This window comes from Exiguobacterium sp. s46 (assembly GCF_018618875.1).
GTDB lineage: Bacteria > Bacillota > Bacilli > Exiguobacteriales > Exiguobacteriaceae > Exiguobacterium_A > Exiguobacterium_A abrahamii.
This window is the reverse complement of record NZ_JACSMY010000001.1, coordinates 1,757,235-1,771,148: the sequence shown is the minus strand read 5'-3', so window position 1 is coordinate 1,771,148 and position 13,914 is coordinate 1,757,235. Positions and strand designations below refer to the sequence as shown.

At 48.4% G+C, this 13,914-nt stretch carries 14 protein-coding genes; all 14 read left to right on the top strand.

Translation table 11 applies throughout. The features are described from left to right. Window positions 1-31 precede the first annotated feature (31 nt). The 14 genes from KNQ08_RS09245 (at window position 32) to KNQ08_RS09180 (ending at window position 13,913) form a co-directional block, all read left to right on the top strand. The gene (locus KNQ08_RS09245) at window positions 32-865 is read left to right on the top strand and encodes a MetQ/NlpA family ABC transporter substrate-binding protein (protein WP_149427755.1); all 834 of its coding nucleotides are present in this window, start codon (window positions 32-34) and stop codon (window positions 863-865) included. Window positions 866-944: 79 nt separating this feature from the next. Further along, the gene (locus KNQ08_RS09240) at window positions 945-2,195 is read left to right on the top strand and encodes an MDR family MFS transporter (protein WP_214805330.1); all 1,251 of its coding nucleotides are present in this window, start codon (window positions 945-947) and stop codon (window positions 2,193-2,195) included. Between the two features lie 133 nt (window positions 2,196-2,328). Next, the gene (gene sufC, locus KNQ08_RS09235) at window positions 2,329-3,114 is read left to right on the top strand and encodes a Fe-S cluster assembly ATPase SufC (protein ID WP_023469158.1); all 786 of its coding nucleotides are present in this window, start codon (window positions 2,329-2,331) and stop codon (window positions 3,112-3,114) included. A gap of 18 nt (window positions 3,115-3,132) precedes the next feature. After that, on the top strand, window positions 3,133-4,410 hold the full coding sequence (gene sufD, locus KNQ08_RS09230) for a Fe-S cluster assembly protein SufD (RefSeq protein ID WP_047393415.1): 1,278 nt from the start codon (window positions 3,133-3,135) through the stop codon (window positions 4,408-4,410). Between the two features lies 1 nt (window position 4,411). Next, complete coding sequence (locus tag KNQ08_RS09225) at window positions 4,412-5,635, top strand: cysteine desulfurase (protein WP_035396382.1); 1,224 nt, start codon at window positions 4,412-4,414, stop codon at window positions 5,633-5,635. Then, window positions 5,625-6,059 (top strand): Fe-S cluster assembly sulfur transfer protein SufU, encoded by a 435-nt coding sequence (gene sufU, locus KNQ08_RS09220; protein WP_023469155.1) that lies wholly within the window; start codon window positions 5,625-5,627, stop codon window positions 6,057-6,059. Before KNQ08_RS09225 ends, sufU begins: the two co-directional genes overlap by 11 nt. Before the next feature lie 36 nt (window positions 6,060-6,095). Next, entirely contained in the window at window positions 6,096-7,493 is a 1,398-nt protein-coding gene (gene sufB, locus KNQ08_RS09215) for a Fe-S cluster assembly protein SufB (protein WP_023469154.1), read from the top strand. Window positions 7,494-7,539: 46 nt separating this feature from the next. Beyond that, window positions 7,540-8,130 carry a dihydrofolate reductase family protein gene (locus tag KNQ08_RS09210; RefSeq protein ID WP_214805328.1) on the top strand — a complete coding sequence of 197 codons (591 nt, stop codon included), beginning with the start codon at window positions 7,540-7,542 and terminating at the stop codon, window positions 8,128-8,130. 409 nt (window positions 8,131-8,539) lie between these two features. Then, entirely contained in the window at window positions 8,540-9,613 is a 1,074-nt protein-coding gene (locus tag KNQ08_RS09205) for an acyltransferase (protein WP_214805326.1), read from the top strand. Between the two features lie 168 nt (window positions 9,614-9,781). Continuing rightward, on the top strand, window positions 9,782-10,624 hold the full coding sequence (locus KNQ08_RS09200) for a DUF72 domain-containing protein (RefSeq protein WP_214805324.1): 843 nt from the start codon (window positions 9,782-9,784) through the stop codon (window positions 10,622-10,624). A 21-nt stretch (window positions 10,625-10,645) separates the two neighbouring features. After that, entirely contained in the window at window positions 10,646-11,947 is a 1,302-nt protein-coding gene (locus KNQ08_RS09195; RefSeq protein WP_214805322.1) for a bifunctional metallophosphatase/5'-nucleotidase, read from the top strand. A gap of 62 nt (window positions 11,948-12,009) precedes the next feature. Further along, on the top strand, window positions 12,010-12,909 hold the full coding sequence (lipA, locus tag KNQ08_RS09190; RefSeq protein WP_214805320.1) for a lipoyl synthase: 900 nt from the start codon (window positions 12,010-12,012) through the stop codon (window positions 12,907-12,909). Window positions 12,910-13,003: 94 nt separating this feature from the next. Continuing rightward, entirely contained in the window at window positions 13,004-13,381 is a 378-nt protein-coding gene (locus KNQ08_RS09185; RefSeq protein ID WP_023469149.1) for a YutD family protein, read from the top strand. A gap of 85 nt (window positions 13,382-13,466) precedes the next feature. Continuing rightward, window positions 13,467-13,913: a general stress protein gene (locus tag KNQ08_RS09180; RefSeq protein WP_029342422.1), complete on the top strand. Its 447-nt coding sequence runs from the start codon at window positions 13,467-13,469 to the stop codon at window positions 13,911-13,913. Window position 13,914: the final 1 nt, after the last annotated feature.

Below are 13,914 nucleotides of genomic sequence, written 5' to 3'. Positions count from 1 at the left end.
TCAAAACTTAATCATATTGGAGGAATCATTCATGAAAGTTTGGAAAAAATTCGTAGGTACTGCCGCTGTATCCGTTTTAGCAATCAGCCTTGCTGCATGTGGCGAAAAATCATCAGGATCAGGTAGCGACGACAAAACACTCGTCGTTGGTGCATCAAACGTACCGCACGCTGAGATTCTTGAGCACGTTAAAAAAGAATACGAAGCAAAAGGTTACAAGCTTGAAATCCAGAAGTTCCAAGATTACGTACTTCCGAATAAAGCACTCGCAGCGAAAGAAATCGATGCGAACTACTTCCAGCACGTACCGTATCTTGAGCAACAAGAGAAAGAAAACAAATCATATAAGTTCGCGAACGCAGGTGGCGTTCACGTTGAACCACTCGGTATCTACTCGAAGAAATACAAGTCACTCGATAAGTTACCAAACGGTGCAACGATCCTGACGAGCTCAAACGTCGCGGAACGCGGTCGTGTCTTGACGTTCCTTCAAAACGAAGGATTGATCAAACTCAAAGACGGTAAAACGACAGATGCACAACTCGGTGATATCGCGGAGAACCCGAAGAAACTCAAGTTCAAAACGAACATCGAAGCATCACTTCTTCCGCAAGCTTACAAAAACAATGAAGGCGACGCCGTCCTCATCAACACGAACTATGCGATCGATAACGGTCTGAACCCATTGAAAGACGCGATCGCTTCAGAAGATGAGTCTTCACCATACGTCAACATCATCGTTACACGTGATGGCGATGAAAAAGACAAGCGTGTTACAGCACTTCTTGACGTTCTGCACGAAAAGAAAAATCAAGATTGGATCCTCGACAAGTACAAAGGTGCTGTCGTTCCAGTCAGCAAATAAGTTCACCGAAGCCGGCATCCTTCCTATATAATGGAAGGATGCTTTTCATATGTCTGAAACAGGGGTTAGGGGGAATCATATGCAACGCATTCGTCAACTGCATCCGTTGACACTCGGGGTCTTGTTCGGGACGTTTTTCTCGCGTCTCGGAACGTTCATCACGATGCCGTTCTTCGCCATCTACATGACGACCGTCCTGAAGTTTGATCCGGTCGATGTCGGCTGGGTCCTCAGTATCTCAGCGATCGCCAGTCTCGTCATGAGCTTCATCGGTGGTACCTTGTCGGATCGGTATGGTCGCCGGGCGATGATGCTTGCCGGAACGATCGGATTCGCGATCGTCTTCATCGCGCTAGCACAAGTCGAGACGTTCTGGGCGTTCTTTACGCTTAGTGCCTTGAACGGTGTCTGTCGCTCGATTTTTGAACCATCCGCCCGTGCCTTGATCAGTGATACGACGGACGAAGCGAACCGATTGTTCGTCTTCAATATCCGTTACGCGATGATCAACATCGCAGCAGCGATCGGACCGGGAATCGCTTTACTGCTGAGTGCGGGGAACACGTCCGCGACGTTTTACATCACGGCGTTCGTCTATATCGTGTACGGGGTGATGATCGGTATCTTATTCAAACGCCATCCGATCACCGAGACGCATGGTGGGAAAAAGGTCTCGTTCGGAGCAACGGTTCGTCTGTTGCGGACGGATATCGCCTTTACGCTGGCACTCGCCGGTATCATCTTCGGGGTCTTCGGCTACAGCCAGTTCAACTCGACCTTGCCACAGTTCTTGACGGAGACGTCACTCCTTGAAGGCGGGAAGACACTCTATGCGATCTTAATCACGATCAATGCGATCACCGTCTTGATCGTTCAATATCCGATCATGAAGTTTGGTGTCAAGACGTCACCACTCGTCTCGATCACGACCGGGATTGCGACTGTTGCGATCGGATTGTTCGTCATGGGAAATGCGAACGCGATCTGGTTGATGATCGTCGCGATGTTCATCTTCACGTGCGGGGAAGTCATGATGTTCACGATGACCGACATCTTGACCGATCGGTTTGCCAAACCAGAATTACGGGGCAGTTATTTCGGGGCGATGGGCTTGACGTCGATCGGACAATCAATCGGTCCGATCGCCGGAGGGCATTTGTTAAGTTTATATGGAGCGGACCGTCCGTTACCGATTTTCGGGATATTAGCGGGCTTGACATTATTCGGAATACCACTGCTCTTACTGTCACAACGGATTCATCGGGCTTCGACGATCGAGGAACTCGAGGAACCGGTGAAACTTTCGAATGATTCTCAACAAAACGCATGATTTTGAGAAAAATCAACGAGCGATGACGCTTGAATAATACGCGATGTTTCTTTAAGATTAGAATGATACTAAATTAGTAACGCTCGTGTTCTGAATCGTCAGTCACGAAATGAATAGATGGAGGGATTCTAACATGAAGGCTTCACACTTGAAGATTGAAGATCTACACGTCGCGATCGACGGCAAGGAAATCTTGAAAGGCGTCAACTTGGAAATCAAAGGCGGGGAAATCCACGCGGTCATGGGACCAAACGGGACAGGTAAATCAACACTCGCATCAGCATTGATGGGTCACCCATCGTACGAAGTGACATCTGGTTCAGTCACACTCGACGGCGAAGACGTCCTCGACATGGAAGTCGATGAGCGCGCACAAGCGGGTATGTTCCTCGCAATGCAGTACCCAAGCGAAATCAGTGGTGTCACGAACTCAGACTTCCTTCGTTCAGCGATCAACTCGCGTCGTGAAGAAGGCGATGAAATCTCACTCATGAAGTTCATCCGTGAGCTTGATTCACAAATGGGTCTTCTCGAGATGCCTTCAGAAATGGCACACCGTTACCTCAACGAAGGTTTCTCAGGTGGAGAAAAGAAACGTAACGAAATTCTTCAGATGATGATGCTTAAACCAGCGATCGCGATTCTTGATGAAATCGATTCAGGTCTTGATATCGATGCATTGAAAGTCGTCGCAAAAGGTGTCAACGAAATGCGTTCACCTGAATTCGGCTGCTTGATCATCACGCACTACCAACGTCTCTTGAACTATATCGAGCCAGACTTCATCCACATCATGATGGGCGGAAAAATCGTCATGTCTGGTGGCAAAGAACTCGCACACCGTCTCGAAGCAGAAGGTTATGACTGGGTTAAAAAAGAACTCGGCATCGAAGACGTCGAAATCGAAACAAAAGCGTAAGACGAGGGAGGAAGCATGATGACTGTAGAACTGAATCTTGCAGTAAATCGCGAGGCAGTGGCAGAACGTGCGACTCGCTTAGGGGAACCATCTTGGATGGTCGCAAAGCGTCAAGACGCGCTTGATCTTGCCCCAACGCTCGCATTGCCAAAAGTAGAAAAAATCAAGATCGAAGGCTGGAACTTCACAGAAGGTACGACGGAACTCGAAACCGTCACTGGTCTTTCTTCAGATATCGAAGCATTGATCGGCGAAAACCGTGATCACATGCTCGTCACGCGTAACGGACAACTCGTCCACGCGCAAAACAGTGAAGCGGCGAACGGCGTCATCTTCACGACGCTCGAAGACGCATTAAAACAACACCCAGAACTCGTCGAGAAGTACTTCATGACGGAAGGTGTTCAAGTTAACGAAGATCGTCTTGCGGCATTAAACGCAGCACTTCGTAACGGCGGTACGTTCCTTTATGTACCAAAAGGCGTTAAGCTTTCTGTACCGATGCAAGCGATCTACACGCTTGAGCAATCAGGCGCAGCGCTTTACCATCACGCAATCATCGTCGCAGACGCCGACAGCGAATTAACGTATATCGAAAACTTCGTCTCTTACGGTGACGAAGCGCATAACGTCAACGTCGTCACAGAAGTCTTCGTTGAAGACAACGCAAAAGTCCTCTTCGGTGGTGTCGATACGTTATCGAAAGGTGCCATCACGTATATGAACCGTCGTGGTGTCGTTAAACAAGGCGCGAAGCTCGAATGGGCACTCGGTCACATGAATGACGGTCACACGGTTACAGAAACAAAAACACACCTCGTCGGAAACGATTCGTTCTCAGATACGAAAGCCGTTACGGTCGGTCGTGGGGAGCAAAAACAAAACTTCAACGTCCGGACGGACCACTTCGGTAAAGGATCAGAAGGTTTCATCTTGATCCACGGTGTCCAAAAAGATTCAGCAACATCAATCTTCAACGGAACGTCGATGATCCATCACGGCGCTTCAAAATCAAACGGCGTTCAAACGGAACGTGTCCTCATGTTGTCTGAAAAGGCACGTGGTGATGCGAACCCAATCCTCTTGATCGATGAGGATGACGTCATGGCAGGACACGCGGCATCTGTCGGTCGTGTCGATGAACTACAACTCTACTACTTGATGAGCCGTGGCCTTTCACGGAAGGAAGCAGAACGCCTCGTCGTTCACGGATTCCTCCAGCCAGTCGTCTCGGAACTTGCGATTGACTCGGTGAAAGAACGTCTCGTTCAAGTCATCGAAGGGAAAGTAAACTAATATGGGAATCGATGCATCCATCCGCAATCAGTTTCCGATCCTCGACCAACAGGTCAACGACCGGAAACTCGTCTATCTCGATAGTGCGGCCTCTTCGCAGAAGCCGCTCGTCGTCATCAATGCGATTGACGACTACTATAAGACGATTCATTCGAATGTGCACCGTGGCGTCCATACGCTCGGAACACGAGCGACGGATGCGTACGAAGGTGCGCGTGAGAACGTTCGTCGTTTCATCCAGGCGCAACACCATGAAGAAATTATCTTTACCCGCGGCACGACGACGGCGATCAACATCGTCGCGTCTAGCTACGGCATGGAGCATGTCGAAGAAGGCGACGAGATCGTCGTCACGTACCTCGAACACCATGCGAATCTCATTCCGTGGCAACAAGTCGCTAAACGCAAAAAAGCGAAGTTAAAATACGTTGATTTGACAGCGGATGGTCGCGTGACGGTCGAAGCGGTCGAAGCACAACTGTCTGACCGGACGAAGATCGTCGCGATGGCACACGTCTCGAACGTTCTCGGTACAATCAATCCGATCAAAGAAGTCGCTCGTCTTGCGCACGCTCGTGGTGCCGTCATGGTCGTCGATGCTGCGCAAAGTGCACCGCACCAACGGATTAATGTCACGGATCTCGACTGTGACTTCCTCGCCTTCTCTGCACATAAGATGTGTGGTCCAACAGGCGTTGGTGTCCTCTACGGGAAAAAGGCATTACTCAATGCGATGGAACCGGTCGAGTTCGGTGGCGAGATGATTGATTACGTTGGTCTTGAAGAGTCGACGTTCAAACCATCGCCATACCGTTTCGAAGCGGGTACACCAATCATCGCTGGTGCCGTTGGTTTATCAGCAGCGATTGATTTCTTAGAAGAGATTGGTTTAGAGAACGTCGAAGCACACGAACGTGAACTCGCGCAGTACGCGATGGCACAAATGCGTGACATCGACGGACTAACGATTTACGGTCCGGAAGAACGCGTTGGGCTCGTCACGTTCAATCTCGGTGATGTCCATGCACATGACGTCGCAACCGTCCTGGATATGCAGGGAATCGCGGTTCGCGCCGGTCATCACTGTGCACAGCCCCTGATGCGTTGGCTCGGAGCGAGCTCGACGGCTCGCGCTAGCTTCTATCTCTACAACACGAAAGAAGAGGTTGACGCACTCGTGACAGGACTTCGCCAAACGAAGGAGTATTTCAGTCATGGATTTTAACAATCTCGATCACTTGTATCGTCAAGTGATCATGGATCACTATAAAACTCCCCGAAATCGCGGTGCGATCGAGGGGGGCGTCACGATCGACATGAACAATCCGACGTGCGGCGATACGATTCGTCTCCAGCTCGCGATTGAAGACGATGTCGTCCGTGATGCGAAATTTGACGGGGAGGGCTGTTCGATCAGCATGGCGTCTGCTTCAATGATGACGCAACTCGTCAAAGGTAAGACTATCGAAGAAGCCTTACGACTCGCGGATATCTTTTCGGACATGGTCCAAGGAAAAGACTATGACGACGAATCGTTCGACCTCGGGGACGTCGAGGCACTCTCGGGTGTCACGAAATTCCCGGCACGGATCAAATGTGCGACACTTGCCTGGAAGGCGCTCGAGCGCGGCGTAGAAGAAGGGAAGTAAACTTCGGTCACAAGCAAGTAAGAGGAGGAAATGAACATGGCAAAGAACATGCCGGAAATTGGCGATTATAAATATGGTTTCCACGATCGCGATATCTCGATCTTCCGTTCTGGACGCGGCTTGACGACTGAAGTCGTCGAAACGATCTCGAAAATGAAGGAAGAACCACAATGGATGCTTGATTTCCGTTTGAAATCACTCAAGATCTTCAACGAACAAGCGATGCCAGCGTGGGGTGGCGATCTCTCAGAATTGAACTTCGACGACATCACGTATTACGTCAAGCCGTCTGAACGGGCAGAGAAATCGTGGGATGAAGTACCAGAAGAAATCAAACGTACGTTTGACAAGCTCGGTATCCCAGAAGCAGAGCAAAAATACTTGGCAGGTGTCTCGGCTCAGTACGAGTCAGAGGTCGTCTACCACAACATGAAAGAAGACCTCGAAGAAATCGGTGTCGTCTTCAAAGATACAGATACAGCCTTAAAAGAGAACGAAGATATCTTCCGTGAGTACTTCGGAAAATTGATCCCGCCAACAGACAACAAGTTCGCAGCATTGAACACAGCTGTCTGGTCAGGTGGATCGTTCATCTACGTACCAAAAGGGGTTAAAGTCGACACGCCGCTTCAAGCCTACTTCCGCATCAACTCGGAAAACATGGGTCAATTCGAGCGGACGTTGATCATCGTTGATGACGAAGCATCGGTTCACTACGTCGAAGGATGTACAGCACCGGTCTACACAACGAACTCGCTTCACTCAGCGGTCGTTGAGATCTTCATCAACAAAAACGCTTACTGCCGTTACACGACGATCCAAAACTGGGCGAACAACGTCTACAACCTCGTTACGAAGCGTGCGATCTGTGAAGCTGGCGCAACGATGGAATGGGTCGATGGTAACATCGGTTCGAAACTGACGATGAAATACCCAGCCGTCATCCTCAAAGGTGAAGGTTCACGTGGTATGACATTGTCAATCGCAATCGCTGGTAAAGGTCAACACCAAGATGCGGGTGCGAAGATGATTCACTTAGCACCGAACACATCGTCGACGATCGTCTCGAAGTCGATCTCAAAACACGGTGGTAAAGTCACGTACCGCGGTATCGTTCACTTTGGACGTAAAGCGACAGGTGCACGTTCGAACATCGAATGTGATACGCTCATCATGGATAACCAATCGACGTCGGATACGATTCCGTACAACGAAATCCTCAACGATAACATTTCGCTCGAGCACGAAGCGAAAGTCTCGAAGGTCTCGGAAGAGCAATTGTTCTACCTCATGAGCCGCGGGATTTCACAAGAGGAAGCAACGGAAATGATCGTCATGGGCTTCATCGAGCCGTTCACGAAAGAACTTCCAATGGAATATGCGGTCGAAATGAACCGTCTCATCAAGTTCGAGATGGAAGGTTCAATCGGATAATTCGTCTTACTCTCTCATCTACGGATGAGGGAGTTTTTTTCATGAAATGGTTATTCGGGTAAAGAGTGAAAAAGGAGGGATTACTATACGTGACATCGTCTATTCCTTTCAAGTCTCGCTCGACGGTTATATCGAAGATGCGTCAGGTAGGATCGATTTCGCTTCACCAGACGCAGAATTACATCAGTATTTCAATGACTACGAGAAAGCGTTCGATACCCATGTCTATGGACGTCGTTTGTACGAGATGATGCAGTACTGGGAGACAGCGGATCAGGAAGACGAGCCGATTGTCGTCGAGTATGCGAAAACCTGGCAATCGCTTGAGAAGGTCGTCTTCTCGCGGACGCTCGACGCTGTCGAAGGAAAGGCACGTCTAGCGAATCAGTCGCTTGCCGAGGAACTTCAAGCACTAAAAGCATTGCCTGGAAAACAGATTGCGATCGGTGGGGCGACGCTTGCTTCTGAAGCAATTGAGCTTGGACTCGTCGATCGTTATCATGTCGTGATCTACCCCGTTCTGCTCGGTAGTGGAAAACGGATGTTTCCGGTATTTGATCAACCACAGACGCTACGGTTAGTCGAAACACGCGTCTTTGCTTCCGGATGTATCGCGTTATCTTACGAAAAAATCTAGTCTTCACAAAAAAGAGTCTCTTATTTCAAAAGGGATTCTTTCAGATTAAAGACAAAGTGCAATTTTTCTCTAAAGAGAAGGATCGCGCTTTTTTTGTTCATCTCGAATCGTTTTCCTGGGACAAAGCATCACGTCGCTTCGCTTCGCTGCAGGGTCGCTCTTGCTTGTTTTTTCCCTAAGAAGCGATTTCGAGCGAACAAAAACACTTCTCTCTTTTTTCTTCAAGCTATTAAGAACAGAAAAAGCAGTATGACATTTTAGCAGATGTGTATAAGACGAATCCTCATTTCAAAATAGATTCTTTTTCGTTACATCCGATAAAATTTGGATATTATCATTTAATTTGGACGAAAATAGATTATAATAACTTTTGTGAAAAAATCTATAAACATGATTAAGGTGTGAAAAAATGAAATTTTATCAAGAAATTCCTGTCATTCGATCAATTGCGGCAATCATGGTCGTCGCTGTCCATGTCATCGCCGGTCTTTACCATTCGAAAGGGGAATTCGAAAATGAAGCGATTGGTTACATCGATCAATTTTCCCGGATTGGTACGCCGATCTTTGCCATCATCAGTGCGTTTCTGTTGATGTCGATGGTCCAGCGCAAAGGATTTGATTTTGGAACATTCGTCAAGTCCCGTTTCTCTAAAATTTTCATTCCTTATTTGATTTGGAGCACGATTTACCTCGTGTATCGTTATCATGTAGAAGATAGTCTAAAGCCGGGTATGCCACTATCGGATTACTTCCTTTATGGAACGGCAAACTTCCATCTGTACTTCATTTTGACGGTGCTTCAGTTTTATGTCGTATTTCCGGTACTTGCACGACTTAAGAAAGGAACATTGCTACTTGTCGCGACAGTGGTGTCGATGGGTGTCAACTACTTCTGGCTGACTTCAGGAAGTTTAACGACAGACATCGAGTTTCTGGATCGACTCGTCAATAGCCGTTCTTTCTTACTCAATTGGATTGCCTATTTTATGATGGGGATTACATATGCCGTCTATTATGAAGAGATTCAACAGATTCTAAAGCGTCATCGGACAATCTTATTGCTGATCAGTGGATTGATCATCCTTGATATTTGGGTCAGTATCGACCTAGAGCGGACGTACACGTCGACGAACATTTCGAACCTTGTGTACATCCCGTTCGTCCTCGTCGTCTTGAACTACGTCTTCCGCCGTGTCCAGACGGATGCGACAGCGATGCGCATCTTCCAGACGATCGGAACGCACTCGATGGGGATTTACCTGATTCATCCGCTCGTCATCCGCGGAATCGGTCGAACGGATCTCTTCGCTTACTTCGATTCTGCGAGTATGTTCATTTTTGCGATGATCGTCACGCTTGCGGCTTCGATTTCTGTGTCGTATGTCATTAGTCTATTGCCGTACGGGAACTATATCGTTCCGGTTCCAAAACGAAGAGCTCCTGCTCCAAAAATCGTTGAGGCACAGTCTACTGCTTCATGATGAAAACAGTTGACTAGGCATCCTTTTCCTTCCTGCATGAGTAGGGAGGAGAGGGATGTCTTTTTTCTGAAAAAAGAGTGTTTGCTTAGGAAGCATCGAAGAAGAAATCCCGGATTCTGCTATGCTATGATGAATAGGTAGAATAGAACATACGAGGGGGAAGAGAGCATGATATATATCGGTGTCACGGGCTGGGGAGATCATGATAGTCTCTACTTGACCCCGCAAGATCGTAAAGAGAAACTGGCTGCCTATGCCGGTCATTTTCCAGCGGTCGAGGTCGACTCGACATTCTATGCGATTCAACCGGAACGAAACTATGAGAAATGGGTATCCGAGACGCCGGATGGGTTTCGCTTCATCGTCAAGGTTCACCGGGCGATGAGTGGGCACGACCGGGATAATAAAGATCCGCTCGGACCAATTTTTGAACAATATATCGCGTCGATCGAACCGATGCGAAAGAGTGGAAAGATTGCGGCGATCCTCGTGCAGTTGCCGCCCTGGTTCGATGTCAGCAAAATGCACTTGGAATATTTGCAAACGATTCGAAAATCACTTGCCGGACTGCCGGTCGCGATCGAGTTCCGAAATCCATCGTGGTATTCGGAAGCTTATCGTGAGCGAACGCTCCGTTTTCTGAAGGAACATCAGTTCATTCATACGATTTGTGACGAACCGCAGACGGAAGATGGTTCCGTACCATTCGTACCGGTCGTGACGCAGGAGACGGCATTCATCCGCCTCCACGGACGAAATAAAGCCGGTTGGTTAAAGAAACCCGGTCAAAGCAGCGAAGATTGGCGAAAAGTCCGCTGTCTCTATCGATATTCGGAAGACGAGCTACAAGAACTCGCAAGTCACGTCCGCGACGTTTCAGCGGAAGCAAAGGATGTCTATGTCTTTTTTAATAACAACTCAGCAGGAGATGCTGCCCCGAATGCGAAACGATTAATCGAGATTCTCGATCTCGACTATGAACTCGCGCCGCGACAAATCTCTTTGTTCTAAATCATCAAGGGGGGCTTCTGCATGAAGTTACACATCATTCACTATAATGATTTGCACTCACACTTCGATATGTGGCCTCGCTACATGTCCTTCGTCAAGGAACACCGGACGTACGATTCGCTCGTTTTTGATCTCGGCGATCATGCTGACCGTGTGGATCCAGCGACGGAAGCAACAAAAGGAAAGATCAATACGCATCTACTGAATGCGTTGATGCCGACCGCAGTGACGATCGGGAACAATGAAGGCATCACGTTTCCACATGACTGGTTAGCGAATCTCTACACGGAAGCGGATTTTCCGGTCCTCGTCTCGAATTTAGAAGCACCGTTTGCGAAGCAAGGTGTCATTCACGAATTACCGACCGGCAAAGTCGGCGTCTTTGGTCTGACGGCACCGTATATTGAACTATACGGTTTACTTGGTTGGACGATCGAAGAACCGTTTGACGTCGCAGCGCGTGAAATCGAGCGTTTGCGGCAAGAAGTCGACGTCTTGATTTGTTTAAGTCATCTCGGTTTCTATCAAGACGAAGAACTGGCGATGCGTTTTCCGGAACTTGATTTGATCATCGGTGCGCATACACATCATGTCCTTGATGACGGTGTCGTCAAGAATGGTGTCTTGATCACGCAAGCGGGAAAACATGGACAATATGCAGGTGAGATCTACATGAATACGGATACGGGTGAGAAGGAAGCGGTCCTTCACTCCTTGCACGATTACGCCGAGGACGAAGCGACGGCGAATTTACTCGACCGGGAACAATATCTGGCGGAACAACAGATGAAGGAGCCGATTGGCGAGACATCGGGTCTAGCCAATGACTGGTTCAGCGAGTCGCCATTCTCACAATTGCTTGTCGAGACGATGCGCGACTGGTGTGATGCGGATATCGCTTGTGTCCCGGCAGGCATTCTGCTTGGGTCACTTCCACCAGGTCCTGTCTCTGCCTTTGATTTACATCGACTCTGCCCGCACCCGATCAATCCCTGTAAAGTGACGATGACCGGAGTGGAAGTCCAAACTTTCCTCGACGAAGTCAAAACAGATCAGTTCGAACAACTAAAGGTTCGTGGTCTCGGTTTCCGTGGTAAGTTGATGGGGCGGATGCATTATGCTGGTTTGGCGGAACATCAACCGCTTGAGCCAACGCGAAACTATACGGTCGTCTTGCCGGATATGTTCACATTCGGTCCACTCTTCCCAGCGATCAAAGAAATGCCAAAAGAATATTTCATGCCGGAATTGTTACGGGATTTGTTGTTCAAACGCTTATCGGAGAAGTCGGAATATAATGAATTGCCTGTTCGCAAACCCTGATTGTTTGTTATACTAAAGCAGACATTAATTGACTTTTTGGGGATGAAGGGGGAAGCGAAACCATGGGACGCGGAGAAATCCAACGTAAACCGGAATGGTTGAAAATCAAGCTGAATACGAATGAAATCTACACAGAATTAAAAAGTATGATGCGCGAGAAAAAGCTACATACTGTCTGTGAGGAAGCAAAGTGTCCGAATATCCACGAGTGTTGGGCGGTACGCCGGACGGCGACGTTCATGATTCTCGGAAGTATCTGTACACGTGCGTGCCGTTTTTGCGCCGTGACGACAGGACGTCCAAACGAACTCGATCTCGAAGAACCAAAACGTGTCGCGGAATCCGTTCGTTTGATGAACCTGAAGCACGCGGTCATCACAGCGGTTGCTCGTGACGATCTGAATGATTTCGGAGCAGGCGTTTACGCTGAAACTGTCCGTGAAGTGCGTCGGATGAACCCAGAGACATCAATCGAAGTCCTGCCTTCAGATATGGGTGGGAACTTTGAAGCGTTGAAAACGCTGATTGATGCACAGCCAGACATCATGAACCACAATATCGAGACGGTCCGCCGTCTGACACCGACCGTTCGTGCGAAAGCAACTTACGATCGGACGCTTGAATTCCTTCGTCGTTCGAAGGAACTCGCACCTGAAATTCCAACGAAGTCGAGCTTGATGCTTGGTCTTGGTGAGACATGGGAAGAGATTCTTGAAACGATGGATGATCTTCGCGCAAATAACGTCGACATCATGACGATCGGTCAGTATCTCCAACCGACGAAAAAACACCTCGACGTCATCAAATACTATACACCACAAGAGTTCGCTGAACTGAAGCAGATCGCCCTCAGCAAAGGGTTCTCGCACTGTGAGGCAGGTCCACTCGTTCGTTCGTCGTATCACGCGGATGAGCAAGTCAACGCAGCGAAAAAGAATAAAACAGCACTTCCGATCGACTAATGATCAAAAACCGTTCGAGCAGTTGCTCGGACGGTTTTTTGTCTGCCAGGCGAAATGGAATATGCTATGATAAGAACAGCAGGAGGTGGGAATAATGATACAAGTCAATCGGGAACGTTATGAGGTCGTCGAAGAGAAGCGCGAAGGTTTTAATGAGGAAGCCTTCATCGGTCGTTTTAGCGACGTCCTTGAGAAATATGATTATATCGTGGGGGACTGGGGGCACGGTCAATTACGGCTACGTGGCTTCTATGAGGATCAACACGAGAAAGCGACATTCGATACGAAGATTTCGCATGTGGCGGATTATCTCTACGAATACTGTAACTTCGGATGTGCCTACTTCATCGTCAAGAAGATCGGATTGGTAGAAGGAGAAGAAGCACCACCTCGCTTCGACGGTTCTTCATCCAATACGTTGAAGTTGAAACGGAAGTTCGCACCTGCACCAGAGAAGACGGAAAGCGAGTAATCAAACTGTCATACAGAAAAGCGTTTCTAGTGGACGGAATTCGGCTATTACTATAAGTATCATGTACCTATAGGGGGAACTATCCATGCGAATCGTTGGAATTTACTCATCCGTACCAGAAGTCGTCAGTGCCGTGCACGATCTCCGTGTTGCCGGTGTCGTCTCGACTGATTTAAAAGTTTTAGCGCACGACAAATACGATCTCGAACAAATCGAGGAATTGGCGGATTTGAACAACCAACAGACATCTACGCGTCTGTCACAGGAAGATCATCGTAATCTCTGGCAGGAAATCAAGAGTATCTTCAAAAAGGATGATACGGCTTCTCATGGCGACGCGATTCATGGAAGTGGCTTGACGAAGGAAGACGTCGATCGTGCAAATCATGCGGTCGAAAGCGGTCAATTCGTATTACTCGTCGGTGATGAAGCAGACCAGCATTCAGAGCGTCGTGCCCATGACGAGTCAGACAATACGAACGTCTTCAGCGGACCGAACACACTAAATGAACGAAACGATCGTCTCTTATAAG